The sequence below is a fragment of the Aeromonas sp. FDAARGOS 1415 genome, assembly GCF_019048365.1.
Classification (GTDB): Bacteria; Pseudomonadota; Gammaproteobacteria; order Enterobacterales; family Aeromonadaceae; genus Aeromonas; species Aeromonas taiwanensis.
The window spans coordinates 1247501-1270090 of the sequence record NZ_CP077363.1; the positions used below are offsets into that span (position 1 = coordinate 1247501).

General features: G+C 63.7%; 21 protein-coding genes and 1 riboswitch (1 of these 22 running past the window's edge). Of the genes, 9 read left to right on the top strand and 12 right to left on the bottom strand.

The window, feature by feature from the left end; translation table 11 throughout:
• Positions 1 to 1474, bottom strand: the 5' portion of a protein-coding gene (locus I6L45_RS06005; RefSeq protein ID WP_216983696.1) for a TonB-dependent receptor. It extends 365 nt beyond the left edge of the window; 1474 of the gene's 1839 nt are visible here — the first part of the coding sequence; the start codon lies at positions 1472 to 1474; its stop codon lies off the left edge, out of view.
• A gap of 51 nt (positions 1475 to 1525) precedes the next feature.
• Positions 1526 to 1704: riboswitch (cobalamin riboswitch) on the bottom strand.
• Between the two features lie 208 nt (positions 1705 to 1912).
• On the opposite strand from I6L45_RS06005, the gene purE reads away from it, so the two are divergent.
• Positions 1913 to 2422 carry a 5-(carboxyamino)imidazole ribonucleotide mutase gene (gene purE, locus I6L45_RS06010; protein ID WP_134696368.1) on the top strand — a complete coding sequence of 170 codons (510 nt, stop codon included), beginning with the start codon at positions 1913 to 1915 and terminating at the stop codon, positions 2420 to 2422.
• A complete protein-coding gene (locus I6L45_RS06015) occupies positions 2419 to 3543 on the top strand; it encodes a 5-(carboxyamino)imidazole ribonucleotide synthase (RefSeq protein WP_216983697.1) in 1125 nt (374 codons plus the stop codon). The genes purE and I6L45_RS06015 overlap by 4 nt, the downstream gene beginning before the upstream one ends.
• Positions 3544 to 3617: 74 nt before the next feature.
• On the opposite strand, the gene I6L45_RS06020 is transcribed toward I6L45_RS06015, so the two are convergent.
• The 4 genes from I6L45_RS06020 to leuE all read right to left on the bottom strand — a co-directional run bounded on the left by I6L45_RS06020 (position 3618) and on the right by leuE (position 8182).
• A complete protein-coding gene (locus I6L45_RS06020; RefSeq protein ID WP_216983698.1) occupies positions 3618 to 4808 on the bottom strand; it encodes an MFS transporter in 1191 nt (396 codons plus the stop codon).
• A 109-nt stretch (positions 4809 to 4917) separates the two neighbouring features.
• Positions 4918 to 5646, bottom strand: coding sequence for a LytTR family DNA-binding domain-containing protein (locus I6L45_RS06025; protein ID WP_216983699.1), 729 nt, complete (start codon positions 5644 to 5646; stop codon positions 4918 to 4920).
• A gap of 76 nt (positions 5647 to 5722) precedes the next feature.
• Positions 5723 to 7396 (bottom strand): sensor histidine kinase, encoded by a 1674-nt coding sequence (locus I6L45_RS06030; protein WP_216983700.1) that lies wholly within the window; start codon positions 7394 to 7396, stop codon positions 5723 to 5725.
• 150 nt (positions 7397 to 7546) lie between these two features.
• Positions 7547 to 8182, bottom strand: a complete 636-nt coding sequence (leuE, locus tag I6L45_RS06035) for a leucine efflux protein LeuE (RefSeq protein ID WP_134696371.1) — start codon at positions 8180 to 8182, stop codon at positions 7547 to 7549.
• Positions 8183 to 8403: 221 nt separating this feature from the next.
• Here leuE and I6L45_RS06040 point away from each other — a divergent pair, with 221 nt between their 5' ends.
• Positions 8404 to 9624: an MFS transporter gene (locus tag I6L45_RS06040; protein ID WP_216983701.1), complete on the top strand. Its 1221-nt coding sequence runs from the start codon at positions 8404 to 8406 to the stop codon at positions 9622 to 9624.
• Positions 9625 to 9812: 188 nt separating this feature from the next.
• Here the strand turns inward: I6L45_RS06040 and I6L45_RS06045 are convergent, their stop codons facing one another.
• Together I6L45_RS06045 and ftnA are read right to left on the bottom strand one after the other, a co-directional pair.
• Positions 9813 to 10997 (bottom strand): NAD(P)/FAD-dependent oxidoreductase, encoded by a 1185-nt coding sequence (locus I6L45_RS06045; protein ID WP_210549706.1) that lies wholly within the window; start codon positions 10995 to 10997, stop codon positions 9813 to 9815.
• A gap of 158 nt (positions 10998 to 11155) precedes the next feature.
• The gene (gene ftnA, locus I6L45_RS06050; protein WP_043763665.1) at positions 11156 to 11680 is read right to left on the bottom strand and encodes a non-heme ferritin; all 525 of its coding nucleotides are present in this window, start codon (positions 11678 to 11680) and stop codon (positions 11156 to 11158) included.
• A gap of 209 nt (positions 11681 to 11889) precedes the next feature.
• Here ftnA and I6L45_RS06055 point away from each other — a divergent pair, with 209 nt between their 5' ends.
• Positions 11890 to 13674, top strand: coding sequence for a GGDEF domain-containing protein (locus tag I6L45_RS06055; protein ID WP_216984180.1), 1785 nt, complete (start codon positions 11890 to 11892; stop codon positions 13672 to 13674).
• 28 nt (positions 13675 to 13702) lie between these two features.
• On the opposite strand, the gene fabV is transcribed toward I6L45_RS06055, so the two are convergent.
• Positions 13703 to 14890: an enoyl-ACP reductase FabV gene (gene fabV / locus I6L45_RS06060; RefSeq protein ID WP_216983702.1), complete on the bottom strand. Its 1188-nt coding sequence runs from the start codon at positions 14888 to 14890 to the stop codon at positions 13703 to 13705.
• 464 nt (positions 14891 to 15354) lie between these two features.
• Between fabV and I6L45_RS06065 the strand changes: the two genes are divergently transcribed.
• Positions 15355 to 15789 carry a universal stress protein gene (locus I6L45_RS06065; RefSeq protein ID WP_216983703.1) on the top strand — a complete coding sequence of 145 codons (435 nt, stop codon included), beginning with the start codon at positions 15355 to 15357 and terminating at the stop codon, positions 15787 to 15789.
• Positions 15790 to 15980: 191 nt separating this feature from the next.
• Positions 15981 to 16994 carry a tryptophan--tRNA ligase gene (gene trpS / locus I6L45_RS06070; RefSeq protein ID WP_216983704.1) on the top strand — a complete coding sequence of 338 codons (1014 nt, stop codon included), beginning with the start codon at positions 15981 to 15983 and terminating at the stop codon, positions 16992 to 16994.
• Here trpS and I6L45_RS06075 read toward each other — a convergent pair.
• Positions 16973 to 17932 carry a LysR family transcriptional regulator gene (locus I6L45_RS06075; RefSeq protein WP_216983705.1) on the bottom strand — a complete coding sequence of 320 codons (960 nt, stop codon included), beginning with the start codon at positions 17930 to 17932 and terminating at the stop codon, positions 16973 to 16975. The genes trpS and I6L45_RS06075 overlap by 22 nt on opposite strands.
• A gap of 91 nt (positions 17933 to 18023) precedes the next feature.
• Between I6L45_RS06075 and I6L45_RS06080 the strand changes: the two genes are divergently transcribed.
• Together I6L45_RS06080 and I6L45_RS06085 are read left to right on the top strand one after the other, a co-directional pair.
• Positions 18024 to 18923, top strand: coding sequence for a DMT family transporter (locus tag I6L45_RS06080; RefSeq protein ID WP_043763678.1), 900 nt, complete (start codon positions 18024 to 18026; stop codon positions 18921 to 18923).
• A complete protein-coding gene (locus tag I6L45_RS06085; RefSeq protein WP_134696378.1) occupies positions 18908 to 19069 on the top strand; it encodes a hypothetical protein in 162 nt (53 codons plus the stop codon). Before I6L45_RS06080 ends, I6L45_RS06085 begins: the two co-directional genes overlap by 16 nt.
• 106 nt (positions 19070 to 19175) lie before the next feature.
• Here I6L45_RS06085 and I6L45_RS06090 read toward each other — a convergent pair whose 3' ends face one another.
• Positions 19176 to 19646: a DUF6314 family protein gene (locus tag I6L45_RS06090; protein WP_216984181.1), complete on the bottom strand. Its 471-nt coding sequence runs from the start codon at positions 19644 to 19646 to the stop codon at positions 19176 to 19178.
• 42 nt (positions 19647 to 19688) lie between these two features.
• Here I6L45_RS06090 and I6L45_RS06095 point away from each other — a divergent pair, with 42 nt between their 5' ends.
• A complete protein-coding gene (locus I6L45_RS06095; RefSeq protein WP_216983706.1) occupies positions 19689 to 20543 on the top strand; it encodes a carboxylate/amino acid/amine transporter in 855 nt (284 codons plus the stop codon).
• 74 nt (positions 20544 to 20617) lie between these two features.
• Here the strand turns inward: I6L45_RS06095 and I6L45_RS06100 are convergent, their stop codons facing one another.
• Complete coding sequence (locus tag I6L45_RS06100; RefSeq protein WP_216983707.1) at positions 20618 to 21481, bottom strand: sensor domain-containing diguanylate cyclase; 864 nt, start codon at positions 21479 to 21481, stop codon at positions 20618 to 20620.
• Between the two features lie 283 nt (positions 21482 to 21764).
• A complete protein-coding gene (locus I6L45_RS06105; RefSeq protein ID WP_216984182.1) occupies positions 21765 to 22478 on the bottom strand; it encodes a 3-deoxy-D-manno-octulosonic acid kinase in 714 nt (237 codons plus the stop codon).
• Between the last annotated feature and the right edge of the window lie 112 nt (positions 22479 to 22590).

Here is a 22590-nt window from a genome sequence, read left to right on the forward strand (position 1 = left end):
GCGGGCCGGTTTCCAGCCCAAGGGCCACTTCCACACCCCGGATCTCGGCATCCGTGTTACCCGGTTTGCAGGTGGAGAATGCGCTCTGGCAGGAGATCAGGTTCTCGATCTCGTTGCGATAGAGGTTCACTGACCAGTCCCAGGCGGTGTAACGGCCGGAGAAGTCCAGCTCCAGGTTCTTGCTCTCTTCCGGCTTCAGATCCGGGTTCTCATAACCTGGGTAATAGAGGTCGAGGAAGGTCGGTGCCTTGAAGGCCGTGCCATAACTCAACCGGATGTTGTGGTTCTCATTAATGTCCAGCCCTGCTGCCGCAGACCAGGTGTTGTTGCGGCCATATTGATCGTTGTCATCGGTACGACCGGACAATTCACCCAGCAGCGCCTGCCAGCGGTAGCTCGCCACGGCGAACAGGCCCGTGTTGTCGCGATCTGGCGCATTGAACGACTGACCATAGCTGCGGGAATCTGACTTCATCTGTTCCTGCTGCCAGTCGGCACCACCGGTCAGGGACAAACCTTCCACACCGCTCCAGTTATTGATCCAGGAGAAACGGGTCAGACCGGTGTGGATGGGCTCGGCACTGGACTCCCCATTGCTCTCCCACCAGCTCTTCAGCTTGTTCTCGCCGTAGCTGGCCTCCAGCCGGCTGCTCAGGGCGCCGCTCTGATACTTGAGACCGCCATCGTACTGGAAAGCCTGCACCCGGCTCTGATCCGACGACATGTAGGGGTCGTCCATCTCGGTCTGGTTGTCATAGCCCTGGGCGTTGAAATCGGCGCTCCAGGCGTCGTTGAACGCGTGGTTCAGTCCGAACTGGCCGTTCAGGCTATCAAAACCGTCCCTATCCGGCTGCTGGGCACCGGCGACCACGTCGAAGCCATCGGTGCGCTCATAGCCCACCAGCAGGTTCATGTCGGTCTGCTCGCCCAAGGCCTGCACTGTACGCACCTGACCCTGGCCGTAGCCATGGCTGCCCACGCCGCCCTTCAGGTGGGTTTCGCTGCCGTTCTTGGCCGAGGTCTTGGAGATGAGGTTGATGACGCCACCGATGGCATTGGCACCATAGACGGCGGCGCGGGGACCGCGGATGTATTCGATGCGCTCGATATTGTCGAGGGGGATCTGGCTCAGATCCGGTGTGCCGGCCACCATGGCGGCAACGGGACGACCATTCATCAGCACCAGGGAGTGGTTGGAGTTGGTGCCACGGATAAACAGACTGCTGACATGACCGCGACCACCCAACGTCGTGATCTGTACCCCTGGCAGGGTCTTCAGCAGATCCGGCAGGCTCTGCACCTGGCGAGCCTCGATCTCGGCGCGCTCTATCACCATGACGGGGGCGAGCACGGTGCTGGCAGGTTGTTCCACCCGGTTGGCGGTCACCACCATGGTGGGGTTGACGGGGATGGTCATCTGTTGGGCAAAGGCCGCCGTTGGCAACAGGGCAGCCGCCAATAATGTCTTGGACATGAGAGATCCTTAAGTTCGCGTAAGCATCTACTTCGTGGCCGGTTTCTCTCGGCCCGAAATACGAACTTTGGCAGGTCTTCGGGCTTGGGGGCTGATGACCTACGGCGACGGCTTCCCACCCGATGGCAGTGCCCTGATGTCGCTTCGCTCCCCCTTACCGCTGCGCGCCAGCTCCGGATTTTCACCGGATTCCCTTTTAAGCATGATGCGCCAAAGCGGGGGGATTATAGGCAGAGCCGGATTGGATGTATAGCCATCTGGATTGCCAGCATCGTTTTTTCCCGGTTGAAGGTGCCGAGTGGCACAACTTACATCCTCCTCCGCCACTCAGGCACCCACCGATGACCATCAGGAAGGGGCTGACACAAGAAATGTTGAGCCAGATCCCGCGGCTTTTTGGTAACATGCGGCAAACGTTTGACATCCGAGGAAGCCGTAATGACGACCCCCCCTATGATCGGCCTGGTAATGGGCTCCGACTCTGACTGGCCCGTGATGCAGGCCGCCGCCCGCATCCTCAAGGAGCACGGCGTGCCCTATGAAGCGCGCGTCGTATCCGCCCATCGCACCCCGGATCTCCTGTTCGAATATGCAGCAAGTGCCCGCGATCGCGGCCTGCGCGCCATCATCGCCGGCGCCGGCGGTGCCGCCCACCTGCCGGGCATGCTGGCCGCCAAGACCACCATTCCGGTGCTGGGCGTGCCCATCCCGACCCGCCAGCTCAAGGGGATGGACTCCCTGCTCTCCATCGTGCAGATGCCCAAGGGCGTACCGGTCGCCACCTTCGCCATCGGCGAGGCGGGTGCCGCCAACGCCGGCCTGTTCGCGGTCTCCCTGCTCTCCGTCGCCCAGGACGGCGACGCCCCCCGCTACCACCAGCAGCTCGACGGCTTCCGCGCCAAGGAGCGCGACCGGGTGCTGGCCCTGGAGCTGGAGGACCCGGCATGATACTGCCCCCCGCCACCCTCGGAATGCTCGGCGGCGGTCAGCTCGGCCGCTACTTCGTGATGTCCGCCCACCGCCTCGGCTATCAGGTCATCGTGCTGGATCCGGATCCCGCCAGCATCGCCGGTGCCGCCGCCGATGGCCAGATCGTGGCCGCCTATGACGACGCCGAGGCCCTGGCCGAACTGGCCCGTCGCTGCGACGCCATCACCTGCGAATTCGAGAACGTGCCGGCGGCCTCCCTGGCCCTGCTGGAGCAGCACAAGCCGGTGCGCCCGGCAGCGAGCGCGGTGCGCGTCTGCCAGGATCGCCGGGAAGAGAAAGCCTTCCTGACCCGCGCTGGCGTACCCGTCGCGCCGAACCTGACCCTGCTGCCCCACGAGCCGCTGCCGGCCCTGCCCAGCGACCTCTTCCCCGCCATCCTCAAGACCGCCCGCGAAGGCTACGACGGCAAGGGGCAGTGGACCATCCACCAGGCCAGCGAACTGCCGGCGGCCCTGGCCGCAAGCGGCGTGCCCTGCGTGCTGGAGAAGCGCCTGCCGCTGGAAGGGGAGTTTGCCCTGACGCTCGCGCGCAGCCCGAGCGGTGCCATCAGCGCCCTGCCCCTGGTGCAGAACTGGCACAGCGGCGGCATCCTGGATCAGACCCGCTCCCCGGCCAACGTGCCCGCCCTGGAGGTCGAGGCCCAACGCATCGCCGAGCACATCATCGCCGCCCTCGACTACGTGGGCGTGCTGACGGTGGAGTTCTTCCTGGTCGGCGGCAAGCTGCTGGTCAACGAGATGGCCCCCCGCCCCCACAATTCGGGTCATCCCAGCATCGACAACGCCGGCTGCAGCCAGTTCGAGCTGCAGGTGCGCGCTCTGTGCGATCTGCCGCTGCCGGCGCAGGCTGACGTTCAGCCCGCCATCCTGCTGAACCTGCTCGGGGATCTGTGGCAAGACGGCACGCCGGACTGGGCCGGCGCCCTGGCCCTGCCCGGGGTGCACCTGCACCTCTACGGCAAGGGCGAGGCCCGCCCCGGCCGCAAGATGGGCCACGTCACCGTCACCGGCCGCGACTGGCCGACGGTCGAGGCCACCGCGCACCAGTTGCGTGCCCTGCTGGGCCTGCCGCCGCGCTAAGCGTCGCTGGTACCAACGAAAAGACCCGGGCCTTGGCCCGGGTCTTTTTTATGGTGCAGCCTTCAGACGAAGAGTCAGGCCCGTTCGACCGATACCGGCGCCGGCAGGCGGATGGTGAGGGAGAGCACCAGGGCTACCACCAGCAACACCAGAATGAGGTTGAATGTCGCCATGAAGCCGCCGAACAGGGAGGCGACGATGGAGCCGATGATGCTGCCCAGGCCAAAGCCCAGATAGATGACGCCGTAGTTCTTGGTCAGGTTGTTGAGACCGAAGAAGTCACTCACCAGCGAAGGGTAGACGGTGATGGTGCCGCCGAAGCTGAACGCCACGCAGGCCACCGCCACGAAGAAGAGGTTGGCGTTGAGCGGCACGAACAGCAGCAGCGCCATCCCGGCCAGGGTAATTAGCTGGGCGATGGTGATGACCCGGATGCGGGACATCTTGTCGGAAAGGATCCCCAGCACCAGCCGGCCACCCAGGTTCGCCATGGCGATGATGGCGACGGCGTTGGCGGCGACCACGGCCGGCAGGCCCACCATCTTCTCGCCGATGTCCTTGGCCACCCCGATGACGTAGAGACCGCTCATGCAGGCGGTGAGGAACATCAGCGCCAGCATCCAGTACTGGGGCTTGCGCATCGCCTCGGCCAGGGTGAAGTCGCGGCTCTCGCTCTGCTGCACGGCGGCGGCCTGCCTGGGCGCATCCTTCATCAGCATGCCGCCCACCAGCACCATGGACATGGCGATCAGCCCCCACAGCTGGAAGGTGGTCTCAAGGCCGTTGCTGGAGAGCAGCAGCAGGTTGATGTACTTGAAGCCCAGGCTGCCGAGGCCGTAGGCGCCGATGGAGCAGGCGGAGATGAGCCCCTTGCGCTCCGGGAACCACTTCACGCAGTTGGAGAGGGTCATCAGGTAGCCGGTACCGTCGGCAAAGCCCACCAGGATGCCGGCGCAGAGGTAGAGCATCGCCAGGTTGCTGGCGTGGGCGGTGAGGAAGAAACCGATGCCGAGCAGCACGCCGGCCCCCAGGGTGACGTTGCGCACCCCGAACCGCTCCTGCAGCTTGCCCGCCAGGGAGGAGGCGACCGCAAGCGACAGGCTGAGCAGGCCGAAGGCGAAGGCGACCTGACTGACCGGCTCGTCCAGCTTGTCGGAGAGCTGGGCGTTGAACAGGCTCCAGGTGTAAACGGAGCCCAGGGCGAACTGGGTGATGATGGTACCGATCAAGGTCAGGTACCGGGTGCGGTTCATCTCTCTGGTCATGATGCGTCTCGGAAAGTGGACTTCAGGAAGTTGAGGCCACTATAGGCAAGACGCCGCTCCCGCCGACCGATTACGGCATGAAATGCAGATCGGCGGGAATGAATGACAATCAGAGTCGCATCAGCTGACGGAACGCCTTGATGTTGCTGCGACTCACCGGCACCTCGAACGGCAGATCATGGAGCCGGATGAGATAGGTGCTGTTGAACCAGGGGACTATCTCGCGGATCTTGTTGATGTTGACACAGTAGGAGCGATGACAGCGGAAGAAGCCCTCCGCCGGCAGCCGGCTGACGAACTCGCTGAGGGTCATGGTCATCACATAGCGATCCGTGCGGGTGTAGACATGGGTCAGCTTCTCGTCGGCTTCCGCGTAGTAGATCTGCTCACAGGGGGTGACGATGATGCGCTCCCCCTTCACCAGGTTGACGGTGCGGTTCTGTGGCGTCCCTGACTCCGCGCTCTGGGGCTGGGACTTGCCCGCCAGTTCGAGCTTTTGCAGCAGGCTGATGAGGCGCGGCTCGTTGTAGGGTTTGAGGATGTAGTCGAATGCCTCCAGCTCGAACGCCTCCACCGCAAACTCCTTGTAGGCGGTGACGAAGACGATGTGGGGCGGGTGGCTGGACTTGTGCAGATTCTTGGCCAGCAGCAGGCCGTCGATGGCGGGGATCTGGATATCCAGAAACACCACGTCCACCTCGTGATCCTGCAGGTACTTGAACGCCTCCAGCCCGTCCTCGAAGCTCGCCACTATCTCTATGGTGCTGTGCTGCCCCACCAGATAGGCCAGCTCCTCACGAGCCAGGTATTCGTCTTCCACAATGATCGCTTTCAGCATGACATTGCCCCCATAAGGAGCACAGGAGAGGCCAGCTCCTCCCATATCAAACATTCGTCTTCCACTATGATGGCTTTCAGCATGGCATTGCCTCCTGGTCAGGCAGATAGAAACAGACTTCGGTCCCCGGCTCCAGCCGCTTGAGGTGCAGGCCGTCGCCGTAGAGCAGCTTGACCCGCTGATGCACGTTCATCAGGCCGATGCTGCGGCTCTCCACCCGACCGGCGGCGACCCCGTCGATCACCGCCTGGCTGATGCCGTAGCCGGTGTCCCGCACCGCCACCCGGATACCGCCCGCCAGCTGTTTCACCTCTATGGTGACCCGACCCGGCGCACTGCGCGGCTGGATGCCGTGCAGGATGGCGTTTTCCACCAGGGGCTGCAACAGCAGGCTCGGCACCTGGATGTGCACGTCGTCCACCTCGAACACCACCTCCAGCTTGTCGCCGAAGCGGGCCTGCTCGATGGCCACGTAATCGCGCACCTGCTGCAGCTCCTCCTGGATGTCGATGAGGGTATCCCCCTTGTTGAGGTTGTAACGCAGGTAGTCCGCGAGGTTGGCGATGAGCTGGCGCGCCTGCTGGGGACGAATGCGGATCAGCGACGAGATGGCGTTGAGGGCGTTGAACAGGAAGTGCGGGTTGATCTTGCTCTGCAGCGCGGTGAACTCCGCCTTGCGGGTCATCTCCTTGAGCTGCTCGATGCGCGACACCTCCATCTGGGTGGAGATGAGCTGGGAGAGGCCCACCGCCATCTCCCGCAACGAGCTGGTGATGCTGTGGGTGCGGCGGTAGTAGATCTTGAGGGTACCGCTGACGGCGCCGTTCTCCCGCAGCGGAATAATGATGACCGAGTGGAAGTCGGCCAGGTGGTACTGGCGCAGATCGTTGTTGATGATGATCTGGTCCAGCAGTACCGCCCGCTGGGTCATGGCGCTGATGGCGTGGTGCTCGTCCAGCTCGTAGTACCCCTTGCCGACCCCCACGTAGGCCAGCACGTCGCGGGTGTCGGTGATGGCCACCGCATCGGCGCTGATCTCGCTGCGAATGATGCCGCACACCTGGCCGAGGGAGTGACGGTCGATGTTCTGGAAAAACGGCAGCGTCTTGTTCGCGATGTCGAGCGCCAGCTTGGCCTGCTTGGCGGCAATCAGCTCCTTCTCGTCATCCAGGTCCTGCACCAGCTTGATGATGAGGCCGATGCAGAGGGTGCCCGCGATCATCGGGTACGCGATGTGGCTGACAATCTCCACCCCCACTGCGTGGGGCTCGGTCAGTTGCCAGATGAGCAGCATGGTCAGCCCCTCGCAGGCCATGCCCGCCAGGATGCCGTAGAGCCAGAGCCGCGACTTGCGGCAGCGCAGGTGCAGCCAGGTCGCCAGCAGGCCGGCGATGATGCTGGCGATGAGACAGGGAATGGAAGTGTGACCGTCCATGTCGATGAGGTAGCGGTGCAGCCCCGAGATGACCCCGGCCGGAATGCCGACCCAGGGGCCGAACAGGATGCCGCCGGAGATGATGGCGATGATCCGCACGTTGATAAGCGCCCCCTCCACCGGGATGCCGGTATAGGTGCTGAACACCGCAAACAGGCAGAAGATGGCGGCCACCAGCACCAGCTCGGCCGGGGTGTGATCCCGCTTCTGGAACAGGCGCTGGAAGGGCCGGGTGCGCGTCAGCAGGAAGAGCGTCATCAACATCAGCGCCGCCCGCTCGAACACCGCCAACAACATCATCTGATTCTCGAGCATGCATACCTCCGGGCCACGACGAACGGGGGCCCACTATAGGGATTGTGAGCCCGGCCGCCGCTGACCGGGATCAAGGAGAGAGGGCGAGTCACGGCCCCAGAAACGAAAAAGCCCCGCGCCAGCGCGCGGGGCCTGACAAAACAACCGTCCTCAGGAGAGGGTGGCCAGCCTGGCCGCAAACCCCATAAAGAAAAGGCCGATGAGACCATTGCCCAGGCGAGCCGCTGTCTGGCGCTGACGGAAGAAACGGGCCATCAGGGTACCACCGAAGATCAGCAGGGTCAGGTAGACGAAGCTCATGGCCTCCAGCATGCCCGCCAGCACCAGGTAGGAGATCCAGGTGTGGGCATAGCTGAAGTCGATGAACTGCACGAAGAAGGAGACGTAGAACAGGATGGCTTTGGGGTTGGTGAGGCTCAGGGTAAGGGCCTTGCTGAAGTAACGCTCCCCCGGATCCACCGCCGACGCCTGCCCGGCCTGTTTGGCGATGAAGTTCGCGTGCAGGATCTTCACCCCCAGGTAGAGCAGGTAGAGGGCGCCGAGGTAGCGCACCAGGGTAAACAGCAGGGGAGTGGTGCGGATGAGGGAGGCGATGCCCAGATAGGCGCAGAAGATCAGGATGGCATCCCCGACGAAGACGCCGAGGGCCGCCTTGTAGCCGGCACTGATGCCGCGTACCGCCCCGGTACGCAGCACGTAGAGGGAGTTGGGCCCAGGCGCGATGATGATGAAGAAGAGCCCCACCAGATAGGTCCAGACATTGATGACACCCAGGCTTTCGAACATGTTCCCTCCATGGCGGGCGATGAGCCGGATAACGGCGGCAGGCTTTCTATACTAATCCGCCCCGCGCCAAGCACAAGATCTGACCAGCCATCCACACACTTTCAGGATGAACGGCCTGAACGCCGCTCAAGATCAGCTCGGCGTTCGCCCACTTTGGTTATGTCCAGATGCGCCGGGATAGGGCATGGTAGAGGGAGCATGCCGTCACAGATACCCCAGCCATGGACAAGACCTTGAGTACCGACACTCCGATCACCGCCCCACCTGCGGTGGACAACCCGAATACCACCGCTTATCCGGTGATCGCCGCCATCAGCTTCTCGCACCTGTTGAACGACATGATGCAGTCGGTGCTGCTGGCCATCTACCCGCTGCTCAAGCTCGGCCTCGACCTGTCGTTCACCCAGATAGGGCTCATTACCCTCACCTACCAGTTCACCGGCTCCCTGCTGCAACCCCTGATCGGCCTCTACACCGACCGCAGGCCCATGCCCTACTCCCTGCCGCTTGGCATGGGGTTCACCCTGGTGGGACTGCTCTCCCTCTCCCAGGCGGACAGCTTCGGCGCCGTGCTGCTGTCGGCCATGCTGATCGGCATGGGCTCCTCCGTCTTCCACCCGGAATCCTCCCGGGTCGCCCGCATGGCGGCGGGCAACCAGCCCGGCCTGGCCCAGTCCCTGTTCCAGATCGGCGGCAACCTGGGTTCGGCCATCGGCCCCCTGCTCGCCGCGCTCATCATAGTGCCCCAGGGCCAGGGCAGTGCGGCCTGGTTCTCCCTGTTCGCCCTGGTCGGCGTCATCGTGCTCAGCTTCGTCGGACGCTGGTCCAGCCATCACGGCGCCAGCTTCCATAAGCGGATGAAGGCCCATGCCGGCAACGGCCTGAGTCGCCGCCAGATCGGCTGGTCGCTGGCTATCCTGGGCCTGCTGATGTTCTCCAAGTTCTTCTACATGGCCAGCCTCAGCAGCTATTACACCTTCTACCTGATGGACAAGTTCAGCCTCTCCCTGGACAGCGCCCAGCTCCATCTGTTCGCCTTCCTGTTTGCCGTCGCGGCGGGTACCGTGCTCGGCGGGCCGATCGGCGACCGCATCGGCCGCAAGCAGGTGATCTGGATCTCCATCCTCGGCGTCGCCCCCTTCACCCTGCTGCTGCCCCATGCCGATCTGTTCTGGACCTCGGTGCTCTCGGTCATCATCGGCCTCATCCTGGCGTCGGCCTTCTCCGCCATCCTGGTCTACGCCCAGGATCTGGTCCCCGGCAAGGTCGGCACCATCTCCGGCCTCTTCTTCGGCTTCGCCTTCGGCATGGGGGGCATAGGCGCCGCCCTGCTGGGCCAGCTGGCGGATGCCACCAGCATCGAAACCGTGTACCAGGTCTGCGCCTACCTGCCCCTCATCGGCCTGCTGACCGCCTGCCTGCCCAACCTCAGAAAGGACTAGGGACAAAGCGACAGCCCGCATCGACGGTCGGAGCGACCAACCATAAAAAACGCGGCCTGAGCAGGCCGCGTCTGAAGTGGATGAGCACGAGGGGACCTCAGCAATACTGGCCCCCCAGCCCGCCGGGACTAAAACCCCACTGGAAGTTGTCACTGCCGAGCCCGCTCATCGGACAGGGGCAACCTCCATCAGCAGTACTGGCCGGCTACCCAACCGGAGGACCAGGCCCACTGGAAGTTGTAGCCGCCGAGCCAGCCGGTCACGTCCACCACCTCGCCGATGAAGTAGAGACCAGCCACCTTGCGCGCCTCCATGGTCTTGGAGGAGAGCTCGTGGGTGTCCACCCCACCCAGGGTCACCTCGGCGGTGCGATACCCCTCGGTGCCGTTGGGCAGGATCTGCCAATCCCCCAGCAGGGTGGCGACCGCCTCCAGCTCCCGCTCGTTGTACTGGCGCATCGGCTTGTTAATCAGCAGGCCCAGCTCCACCAGCTTGTCGACGAAGCGCTTGGGCAGCTCGCGCCCCAGCACGGTCTTGAGCTCCTGGGCCGGATGGGCCTGGACCCACTCCCTGAGGGCCGCCGGGATGTCCAGCTCCGGCAGCAGGTTGATGTGGATTTTCTCCCCCGCCAGCCAGAAGGAGGAGATCTGCAGGATGGCGGGGCCGGAGAGGCCGCGATGGGTGAACAGCATGGCCTCCTTGAAGCGGGTGCCGTCCTCGGCGGTCACCGCCACCGGCAGGCTGACCCCGGCCAGATCCGCGAAGGCCTCCTTGTCGGCCTGATGCAGGGTAAATGGCACCAGGCCGGCGCGGGTGGGCAGCACGGTGAGGCCGAACTGCTCCGCCAGCTTGAAGCCATAGGGGGTGGCGCCGAGTTTCGGCATGGAGAGGCCGCCGGTGGCCACCACCAGGGAGTGGCAGGCGATCCCCCCCTTGCTGGTGTCGAGCACGAAGCCCTCATCGCCCTTGCTGACGGAGAGGATCTCGGTCTGGAACTGCAGGGTCACGCCAGCCCAGTCGCACTCGGTCAGCAGAATGTCGACGATATCCTTGGCGCTCTCGTCGCAGAACAGCTGACCCAGCGTCTTCTCGTGATAGCTCAGGCCGTGCCTGTCCACCAGATCGATGAAGTCCTGCTGGGTGTAGCGCGCCAGCGCCGACTTGCAGAAGTGGGGGTTCGCCGAGAGGAAGGCATGGGGCCCGGCCTGATGGTTGGTGAAGTTGCAGCGGCCACCGCCGCTGATGAGGATCTTGCGGCCCGGCTTCTTGGCGTTGTCCAGCACCAGCACGGAACGGCCCCGGTAGCCCGCCTGGGCCGCACACATCAACCCGGCCGCTCCGGCACCGATCACCACCACATCAAACTGCTTCATCATCACCCACCCATCAAAAGAAAAACGGCCCCTGTACGAAGGACCGTCATTGTACCCGGCAGAAACCACCGCCGCGGTTTCATCGCTTTTCCAATAAAAAACGGCCCCTTTGCAAGGGGCCGTCATTGTACTGGCTGAACACTAAGTGTCCACGACTATCAGGCGTTGCCGTCCATGATGCTGGCAGGGGCGCCCTTGGCCAGTTCGGCCAGCTCCTTGTCGATGAAGTAGAGACCCTTGCCATCCTCACCCACCAGGCTCAGGCGGTCGACGATGCTCTTGAACAGCTTCTCCTCTTCGTGCTGCTCGGCCACGTACCACTGCAGGAAGTTGAAAGTGGAGTAGTCCTGGGTGGTGAAGGCGACGTGGGCCAGGCCGTTGATGCACTTGGTGATGTGGTACTCGTGCTCCAGGGTGGTGCGGAAGATCTCCCCCAGGGACTGGAACTCGTGGGGAGGTGCCTCGATCGCCCCCAGCACCGGCATGGCACCGGTCTCGCTCACGTAGGTGAACAGGCGCTCCATGTGCTGGCGCTCTTCCACCGCGTGCTGGCGCAGGAAGGTGGCGGCACCCTCGAAGCCCTTGTCCTCGCACCAGGCACTCATCTGCAGGTAGAGGTTGGAAGAATAGAATTCCAGATTAATCTGCTCGTTCAACTTCTCGATCATGGCTTTGGCCAACATGATGATTCTCCACTGTGATTTGCCCACGATTGTCGCCACTGTTGCAGCCAGACGCAACCAGATACCGTCGTAGAACCGCGCAGTCGGGGCGGCTTTTCGCCTCATCCTGACCCCCATACGGCTATAGAGAAGCAAAGAAACATGGTGTAGGTAACGTCAGCCATTATGATGGCGCCAGTGGTCAGGGAAAGGATTCAATGAGATTCATAATGGCACTGGCGCTGCTCTGGATAACCCAGCTGCAGGCCGCTCCCTCCTTGCTCGACGAGGCTGAACTGCAGGCGGCGCGGGATCCCGTCGGCTATCTGCAGCGCCTCGATGCCAGCCCGCGGCAGGACATGGAGCTGTTTTACGCCAGAGCCCTGGCCCAGGCCGCGCTGGGACGCTACCCCCAGGCCCTGCTCGACAATGCTCGTGCCCGCGGGCTGGCCAGCGCCCGGCAAGCATCCCTGCGCCTGCTCGACTTCCGCCTGCAACAGATCGCCCTGACCCTGGAGGCAGAGACGCCGGAGCGCGCCCTCGGCCTGCTGACCCAGCTCTGGCCCGCGGTCAGGGATCACCCGGCGCAGGCATCGGAATGGCACGCCCTCAACGGCCTCGCCTTCTACCGTGCCCAGCAGATGAAGGAGGCGATCCTCGAGCTCAAGACCGCTCTCCAGCAGAAACAGCAGGAGCCCGTCACCCAGCTCGGCACCCTGCAGTGCGGTCGCCTGCTGATGACCCTCGGCAACCTCTACGCCGATCTCAGCCTCCACCGGGAGGCCGAGCGTTACTATCAGGATGCCCTCGAGCAGATGACGGGGCTCAACGACCCCAACAGCCAGGCCATCATCCGGGCCAACATGGCCAGGCTTTACATCGACATGGCGCACCCTGCCAGGGCGAACCAGCTGCTCGATGCCCTGCTCGCCACCCCGGGGCTCTCTCCCCGCTACCGTGCCATTGTGCTTGGCTACCAGGCCATGGTGTTCAACGCGCAAGGGGAGTGGCGGGCCGCCTGGCTGAGCCTGGAAGAGGCACAGGCCATCTACGACGGGCTCGGCACCCCGCAGGCCGCCTCGCGCCTCGCCGAGATCAGGGCGAAAACCCTGATGGGACGCGGCGAGAAGCTGCTCGCCCTGCAACTGCTGATGGCCCAGTCCGGCCCTCTCTCCATGAATGGCCGTGCGATGCAGGCCAGGCTGCTGGCCGATCTGGGGCGCTACCCCGAGGCCTATGGCGCCATGGCCCGCTACATGCAAAGCTACAAGCAGCACTTCAACCAGACCCTGAGCCAGCATGCCGCCGCCTTCCAGGTCGAGCGGGACCTGGCCCGCAGCGAGGCCAGCAACCGTGCACTGCAACTGGAGAACGAGAACAAGCGCCGGCAGCTGCTCTATCAACAGAGCGCCCGCAACTACCAGCTGCTGTTGCTGGTGCTGCTGGCCGGTGCCCTGATCCTGCTCGGTCTCACCACCCGCAGGCTGCACCGCAACTCGCGCCATCTCTACACGCTCGCCACCTTCGACCAGCTGACCGGGCTGCCCAACCGGCGCGCCCTGCTGGAGCGGCTGGCGCAGCAGTGGCAGCAGGGGGGGCCCCTGACCCTGATCATCATCGACATCGATCACTTCAAGCAGATCAACGACAGGCACGGCCACCAGGCCGGTGATGAGGCCATTCGCCAGCTGGCCAGGGAGCTCAAGAGCTGGGCGCCCGATCAGCAGCAGCTCGGGCGCCTGGGGGGAGAGGAGTTTCTGGTGGCCATGACCCTGGACGGAGCCAGCTGCTGGCAGCTCGCCGAGCAGCTGAGACACAGGGTCGCCTACCTCGCCGCCCCGCACATGACCGTCAGCATCGGGGTCGCGGAGCGTTCACCGGATGATGAGCACCTGGACCAGCTCATCCACAGGGCCGACATGGCCATGTATCAGGCGAAACGTCAGGGGCGCAATCAGACTGTCCTGGCACAGCACCCCGGCGACGGGAACGAACTCGCCTGCAACGTCGCCTGATCCGGGGCCTCACAGCCCCATGCAGTGATCAGGGAACCAGCTCGGTCAGGGACGACACATCCACCGGCTCCCCGTAGTCCACTCCCGGCAGCTCGAAGCCGTTGAGCTGCATGAAGTCCCGACGCAGACCGGCAAAATCCCCCAGGGCGTGGAAGTTGTCCGGCGTCACCTTGGGCCAGAGCGCCGAGACGGCGGCCTGCACGGCCGGGTCCAGCTCGTGGTCATCCATGCGGATCAACCGGTTGCCATCGGCCACCACCCCTTGCGGGCCATACATCTTGGCGGCGAACAGCCGCTGCATCTGCTCGATGCAGCCTTCGTGCACTCCGCGCTCCTTCATCACCCCCATCAGCAGACCAAGGTAGACCGGCAGCACCGGAATATAGGCGCTCGCCTTGGTCACCAGTGCCTTGCACACCGACACCCAGGCGTGACCGCCGATGTGTGCCAGTTGCAGGTTGATGGTCTCGGCGGTGGCGTGCAGATGTTCCTTGGCATAGCCAATGGTACCGTCACGGTAGAGGGGATAGGTGGATTCGGGCCCGATATAGGAGTAGGCCACTGTCTGGGCGCCGGTGGCCAGGCAGTCCGCCTGCTGCAACGCCTGCAGCCAGAGTTGCCAGTCCTCCCCTCCCATCACGGTGACGGTATCGCGGATCTCCTCCGGGGTGGCGGTTGCCAGTGACTGCTGCACCAGGGTATCGCGCTCCAGATCCAGTCCCCAGCCGCTGAACGGCTGGCCCGTGGTCTTGAGCACGGAGCGCACCTGGGTGCCGTCCGGCAGCACCCGGATGCCGCTCGCCAGCGAGTAGATCACCAGATCCACCTGCCCCAACTGCTGGCGAATGGTCTCGATGGCCTGCTGGCGCAGGGTGTCGGAGAAAGCATCCCCGATGAGATTGATGGCGATGCGCCCGGCCTGCTCCGCCGCCTGACGGAACCAGATGTTGTTGTACCAGCCGGCGCTGCCAAGCCCCTTGTCGGAGGGACCCCGCTCGAACGACACGCCCAGGGTGTCCGCACCGGCGCCGAAGGTGAGCGCGATACGCGACGCCAGCCCGAAGCCGGACGAAGCCCCCAGCACCAGCACCCGTTTGGGCCCGTTGAAGGGGCCTGCGGCCCTGACGCTGGCGATCTGCTGCTGCACGGCGGCCCGGCAGCCGAGGGGGTGACAGTTGCGGGCGACGCAACCCTGGATCTGGGGGTGAATGATCATGAAACACGCTCCAAAGCATCAATACGATAAAAGGAGTGCCACTGCAGGAGCATCCACGTCCAACCTGAAGGTGGGGTACAACGCGCGCTGCGGCATCATCAAGGGAACTGGCTACAGCATAACCAAGGTGCACTGGATTACCTTGATGCCGGAGGGAATATGGGCAGGAAAGGGGCGGAAAAACAAAAGGGAGCACCAGGCTCCCCAAAGCGGTATTCAGATGCTTTTTGTTGTGTTGTGCTCATTGCGAAACACGGGCACATCCTATGCCCCTCCCTTCCCCGGAGCAAGAGAGGGGCTGTGATCGGCTTCAAACTCCCGCTCAAAATATGCACTACCTTTTCATCGGATACGGCAACCCGGGTGTACAGGGTCCATGCAAATCCTGAAACTGTGGTACCGCCGTCGTTTTAGTTTCAGCAGACATTGGTATAGTGGACCCAGGATCAGTGAGGAGAACTCCCATGAACGGTACCTATTACAAACACGTACTGGCCGCGATCGACCTGTCGGAAGATAACCGCAAGGTGATCGAGAAGGCGGTCGACCGGGCCCGCTCCAACGGCGCCAAGCTGTCGGTGATCCATGTCGATGTGGACCTCAAGGATCTCTACACCGAGATGATCGATATCGACATCGACAACGTGCAGGATCAGGTGATCGCCGAAGCGAAGGAGAAGCTGGAGACCTTCCTAGCCTCGGTGGACTACCCCATCGAGAAGAAGCTGGTGATCTGCGGCGACCTGAGCGAACGGGTCAACCAGGCGGTCAAGGACTACCAGATCGACCTGCTGGTGTGCGGCCACCGCCAGAGCTTCTGGAGCCTGCTGACATCCAGCGCACGCCAGCTGATGAATACCGTGCCCTGCGACATGCTGGTCGTGCCCTTGCAGAAGTGATCAAACAGGCGTAGCTTGATTTGCCATGAATATGGCCATCTTCAATCACGACTACTGGTGGTGCTGCTTCTAACAGGCGGCACTGCTTTTCTATGTAATATTTCCCAAAGAAAACACCGTGACCGCCGAGAGGCGGTCATTGTTTTCATCCCTTTGTCGCCTCCCGGCTCACCCCAACCGGAGAGAGTGACATGCACAACCCCATCATACTGACCGGCGACCGCCCCACCGGCAGGCTGCACATAGGCCACTACGTCGGCTCCCTGCGCCAGCGCGTCGAGGCCCAGCACCATTACCGCCAGTTCGTGATGATCGCCGATCTGCAGGCGCTCACCGACAACGGCCACAACCCGGCCAAGGTGACCGACAACGTACTGGAGGTGATGGCCGACTACCTGGCCGCCGGCCTGGATCCCGCCAGGACCACCTTCTGCCTGCAGAGTGCCCTGCCCGCCCTCGCCGAGCTCACGACCTACTACCTCAACCTAGTCAGCGTCGCCCGGCTGGAGCGCAACCCCACCGTCAAGGCGGAGATCCAGCAAAAAGGGTTCGAGCGCAGCCTGCCCGCCGGTTTTCTCGTCTACCCGGTCAGCCAGGCCGCCGACATCACCGCGTTTCGCGCCACCCATGTGCCGGTGGGCGAGGATCAGCTGCCCATGCTGGAGCAGACCAACGAGATAGTGCGCCGCTTCAACACCCTGGTTGGAAAAGAGATCCTGACCGAGTGCCAGCCCATCCTGAGCGACACCGGCCGCCTGCCCGGCATCGACGGCAAGGCCAAGATGTCCAAGTCCCTCGGCAACACCATTGAGCTCGGCATGTCGAGCGACGAGATCAGGCAGGCGGTGTTCGCCATGTACACCGACCCCAATCACCTCCAGGTGAGCGATCCGGGCCGGGTGGAGGGCAATACGGTGTTCGCCTACCTGGATGCCTTCCACCCCGACCAGGCGCTGGTAGCCGAGATGAAGGCCCATTACCAGCGTGGCGGCCTGGGGGACATGCGCTGCAAACAGGTGCTGAACGACTGCCTGCAGACCCTGCTCGCCCCAATGCGGGAGCGGCGCCAGGCGGCCATTGCCGACAAGCGCCGGCTGCTGCGCCTGTTGCAGCAGGGCACGGAGCAGGCCCGCGCCCTCACCGGCGAGGTGCTGGCCGAGGTGAAGGGGGCCATGGGACTGGATTACTTCAGCGCACTGGGGTGAGCCGCACCGCCCAGCGCGTGCGGGCCGTAGCGCTCGAACGCCAGCCGGTGGAGCAGCCCCTTGAACCAGCCGATCGCCTCGTCATGGGCGGTGAGCGGGTGGCCCGCCATCAGATAGACGATGGGAATGGCGGGATCCAGCTGATGGAGTCGCAGCGGGTAGTGGCGGCAGAAGTGGCGCCCGATCATCTCGGGAACCACCACCAGATAGCGACCGGTGGCCATCAGCGGCGGCACCGCCATGAAGCTCGGCAGCCTGACCCCCAGCTCCCGCGCCACCCCGAAACGCCCCAGCCAGAGATCCACCATGGCCTGGCTGTGACCCCAGCTGGAGGTGTGGATGTGAGGGCGGCTGACCAGCTCGTCCGGCCCCAGCGCATCGGGCAGATCGCTGCCAAGGGGTGACAGGCAGACCAGGGGATTGCTGAACCACTCCTCCCGCCACAACCGGGGGGAGAGGTGGTTGGCGCCGGCGAACCCGATCACCAGATCCAGCTCCCCCTTCTCCAGCTCCCGCTCGTAATCGCTATTGGCCAGCTCGCACACTTCCAGCCGGCAGTGGGGCGCGAGCTGCACCATGCGCTCCACCAGCATGGGCACCAGCCCGTGTTCCACCGACCCCGGGGTGGCGATGCGAAACACCCGCTGGGCACTGGCGGGATCGAACCCCTTCGCCTGCCGCAGCCCCTGCTCCAGCATGGCCAGCGCCTGACGTACCGGGCTGGCCAGTGCCTTGGCCCGCTCGGTCGGCATCATCTCGCGCCGGCTCATCACGAAAAGGGGATCATCCAGCGCCTGGCGCAAGCGCCCCAGGGCATGGCTGACGGTGGACTGGGAGAGGTGCAGCCGCTCTGCGGCACGGGTGACGTTGCGCTCCTGCATCAGCATGTCGAACACGGTGAGCAGGTTGAGGTCGAGTCGGGAGAGGGGAAGTTCCATCGATAATGGCCATAGTTGAATGACGACAATTCATTTTTGGCATAGTAGCAGATTGCATAGAATGCGCTGGCGAATTACCTCGGAGATTCAAATGCGTAGTTATCTGTTGTTGCTGGCGATAGGCCTGTTGTGGGGCTCCCAGTTCATCTTCATGCACCAGGCCGTGGCGGAACTGCCTCCCATCCTGGTGGCGGCCGGTCGCGCCCTGTGCGGCAGTCTGACCCTGGGTCTGCTCTGCCTGTTCATGCGCCTCAAGAGCGAACATACCCCCTGGCGTACCTATATGCTGATCGCCCTGCTGGATGCCACCATCCCCTTCATCATGGTGGCCTGGGGTCAGCAGTATGTGGACAGCGCCATCGCCGCCGTGGTCATGGGTTGTATCCCCTTTGTGACCATTTTGGCAGCCCCCCTGTTTATTTCTGGTGAAAGAATCACCAAGGGAGGCCTCGTCTCCGTGCTCATCGGCTTCGTCGGTGTGCTGGTGCTGTTCTGGCCCAAGCTGGCCAACGGCATGAATGCCGGTCTGCTCGGTGCCATGGCCATCCTGTTCGGCGCCAGCTGCTTCGCCATCGGTCTGCTGATGATCAAGCGCTTTGCCAAGGATCACCCCGTGGTCGTGGCCCGCAACATCCTGATCTCCTCGGCCATCCAGCTGCTGCTGGCCGCCCCCTTCGTGGCCGACCTGAGCACCTTCACCCTGCCGAGCCAGCAGGCCATGGGCGCCGTCGCCATGCTGGGAATCTTCTGTACCGGTCTGGTCTACTTCCTCTACATGGCGCTGATCCAGAAGGCGGGCCCGACCTTCGCCTCCTTCAGCAACTACCTGGTGCCGCTGTTCGGCGTCATGCTGGGTGCCCTGTTCCTCGGCGAGCAGATCCAGTCCACCACCGGCGTGGCACTGGCCCTGATCTTGGGCTCGGTCGCGCTCAACCAGTGGGCCCAGCAACGCCGCCAGCAGCGGGAGGCCACCCCATGTCAGGCATCCTGACCAGCCTCTGCGGCGGTCTGGTGCTGATCGCCGGCTGGCAGTATCGCCACCGGCTGGCCGGGGTAGTCGGCCTCTTGATGGTGCTGCTGCCCTGGTTCTTCGACAGCAAGCTGCAGGCCATGCTGAGTTATGCGTTGAGTGCCTGAAGACACCCTCTGCGTGTGTGACGAGAGTATATCTCTCCTGTTTTTGGGACCGTTTTTCAAAAAACCTCCGATTTGTCCCTTCTACCGGCGCCCTGCGCCGGTTTTTTTATGGCCGCTCCGCTGGCCCGTAGCGGTAGCTCAGCCGCTCGTTCTTGCGCGGCCCCGTGATCTGCCAGGCGAGCAGAAAGCCGTCACCGGTTTCGGTCAGCTCGGCGCTGTAGTGATCCTGCCCGCACAGGTGCGGCTCGGCCGTTATCCAGCGCCCATTCTCCCCGGCCAGCAGCTCGAACAGCTCGACCGGCTGCTCGTAACGCAGATGGGAGAGCAGGATCCCCCGCTGTGTACGCCGCCACCAGAAGCGGTTGTGCATGGCCAACACCCGGCCATGGGGCGTGGTGTAGCGCCCGCTCTCGGCAAACAGCCAGCCACCCTGGTGATCGGTCACCCGCACAGACCCCTCCCCGCGACCACACCAGTCGGTGGCGGACCCGGCCCCGTTGCTCGCCTCGAAGGCAAATGCTCCGATCTGTGGCAACCCTTCCCATAAACGCTGGATCGCGCCTTCCAACTCGGCCATCATAGCGCCCTCCAAATTGACAACTGACGACAATTCAATCACATGAACTACTTGATAGGGGTTACCCTGCTCTGGTCCTTCTCCTTCAGCCTGATCGGGGTCTACCTCGCCGGCCAGGTGGATGCCTACTTCTCCGTGCTGACCCGCATCGTCCTCGCCAGCCTGGTATTTCTCCCCTTCCTGCGCCGCCGCTGGCTGCGGCCCGACCTGGTGATCAAGCTGATGAGCCTCGGCGCCATCCAGCTCGGCATCATGTATCTGTTCTATTACCACTCCTTCCTGCTGCTGACGGTGCCCGAGGTGCTGGTGTTCACCATCTTCACCCCCATCTATGTCACCCTGATCCACGATCTGCTGGAGCGGCGCTTCAAGCCGGTCTATCTGTGGGGGGCCCTGCTAGCGGTGCTGGGGGCGGCCGTCATCCGCTTCGACGGGCTCACCGAAAGCTATGTGCTGGGATTCCTGGTGGTACAGGGGGCCAACGTCTGCTTCGCCCTGGGTCAGGTCGGCTACAAGGTGCTGCTGGCCCGGGAGGCCGAGCAGCCACCCCAGCTCGCGGTGTTCGGTTGCTTCTATCTGGGAGCCCTGGTGATCGCCCTGCCCGCCTGGTGGCTGCTGGGCCAGCCCCAGTACCCCACAAGCAACCTGCAATGGGGCATCCTGCTCTGGCTGGGGATTGGTGCCTCGGGACTTGGCTACTTCCTGTGGAACAAGGGGGCAACCCTGGTCAGCAGCGGCGTGCTGGCCATCATGAACAACGCCCTGATCCCGGCGGGTCTGCTGGTCAACCTGGTGCTCTGGGGCAAGGATACCGACCTGCTCAGGCTCAGCCTTGGCGCCCTGCTGATGCTGGCATCCCTCTGGGTCTGCCAGCGTCAGCGGGTCAGTGAAGGCTGACGGAAAACGGGCTCGCCCAGGCGGGCCCTCTTGGGATTCTCTGATGTTCGTGGTGAGTGAACACTGACTAAAAATCAGCCGATGACGGTGTTGTGCTCCCGCTTCGCCTGGCCGTGGCAGGAGGCCAGGCGCGCCAGCAGATGATCGAGCTGCTCGGCACTCTGGCTCTGCACCAGACCGATGCTGACGGTCACCGGGCGCTGGGGCAGCAGGCTGGCATCGGCTATCTCCAGACGCAGCCGCTCGGCAATCTCCAGGCCGCTCAGCCGATCGGTCTGGGAGAGCATCAGGATGAATCCGTCCTCGTCCCAGCGGGCAAAGGGATCCTCCCGTCTCAGCTCGCGGCGGACCATGCGAGCCAGTTTGGCCAGCATGGCGTCACAAGTGGCCTCGCCAAACAGCTGCAGGATCTTGCTGCGGTGATCCACGCTAAATTGCAGCAGACAGAAACTGCCGCTTTCACTGGCCAGCCGCTCATCCAGCAGCATCTCGAAATGGCTGCGGCTCTCAAGCCCGGTGAGCGGATCCGTGTCGTGGCGATCCTCCAGGGGCGCCATGGCAGCATCCAGATGGCGCACCACCCCCAGCAACTGCCCTCGCTCGTCGCGGCGCATCCGCTCCTCCAGCCGAATGTAGTGGCCCTGATGATGCAGGATGCGGTACTCGAGCCGCACCCCGCTGCTGCGCCCCTCCTGGCAAGCCGCCATGGCCTCGGCCAGACGGGGGCCGTCGTCCGGGTGCACCCGGGCCAGCCAGCCGAGATCATCCAGATATCCCCCCTCCAGCCCCAGTAGCTGCAGACAGGAGGGATCGCGCCTCAGGCCCTGTTCGGCCGACCAGGTCCAGATCCCGGCCTCCAACATCGCCATGGCCTGCGCCATCAGCGTCACCTCAAGGGGGGTGGTGATCTCTACCCAGGGAGTCTCATACCTTTCCATCACGCGCCTCGAAACCGGATCTGAATATCTGAATCAAACATTCTCAATAAGTAACATTGGCGCAGGCGCCGAGCAACCGCGCCAATGTCAGCCCCTCAGCCCCCCGCTCTTGTCCACTTCAAGATATCAGGTCCCAGCAAAACGCCATTCACCTTGCCCTGATAGCCCGCCATCAATGCCTGCCAGCCTTCAGACACGAAGTAGCAGTGGAACTCAGCCCGCCTTGCCCTGATAACCGGCCATCAGTGCCTGCCAACCTGCAGACACGAAGTAGCAGTGGAACTCAGCCCGCCTTGCCCTGATAACCGGCCATCAGTGCCTGCCAGTTCTCCGGCACGAAGTGGAAACTGGTATGCAGCTGGGATTCCTTGTTGAAGGAGCGCAGCAGCCGCTCCAGGTTGGCCTGTTGCCAGCTGCCGGGTGCGCGGATGGCCCCCTTGTCGAAATCGATCACCCACACCTTGCCCTCCTTGTCGAGCAGCAGGTTGTGGCTGTTGAGGTCCGCGTGACAGACACCGGCATCGTGCAGCCGGCGCACCGTCTGCCCCACCTTGTGCCACACCTCGGCGGCCAGCGGCCCCAGCTTGAGCAGGGCCACCAGATCCTTGGCCCCCCGGATGCGCTCGATCAGGATGTCGGCCCGGTAGAAGGGCCCCTGCTTGACCATGCGTGCCGCAAACGGGCGCGGCACCGGCAGCCCCTGCTCGCTCAGGGTGGCCAACAGGCGGTATTCGGCCATGGCCCGACTCGACTCCACCCCCTCGAACCAGAAGCGATCCCGCACCAGCTTGCCCACCATGCCGCCACGGTAGTAGTGACGCAGCACCAGATGGCGCGACTCATCCTTCACGAACCAGGTCACCCCCCGGCCGATGGCGCTCCCCACTACCTGGCGATGGGTCTGCCACCAGACCGGGTCGAACAGGGAGGGGGAAGGATCGCGGAAGGCACCGTCGGCATACCAGCAGATCTGGTTGTGGGTGGTCTGTGTCAGCATCATGAAAATTCCGGTCGGTAGTGGGACGCAGGGCATCCCGTCAGGGGACTGTGCCGGTCGGGCAACTGGCGCAATTTTACAATCCACAAGGGAGTTTGCATAATGCCATCCA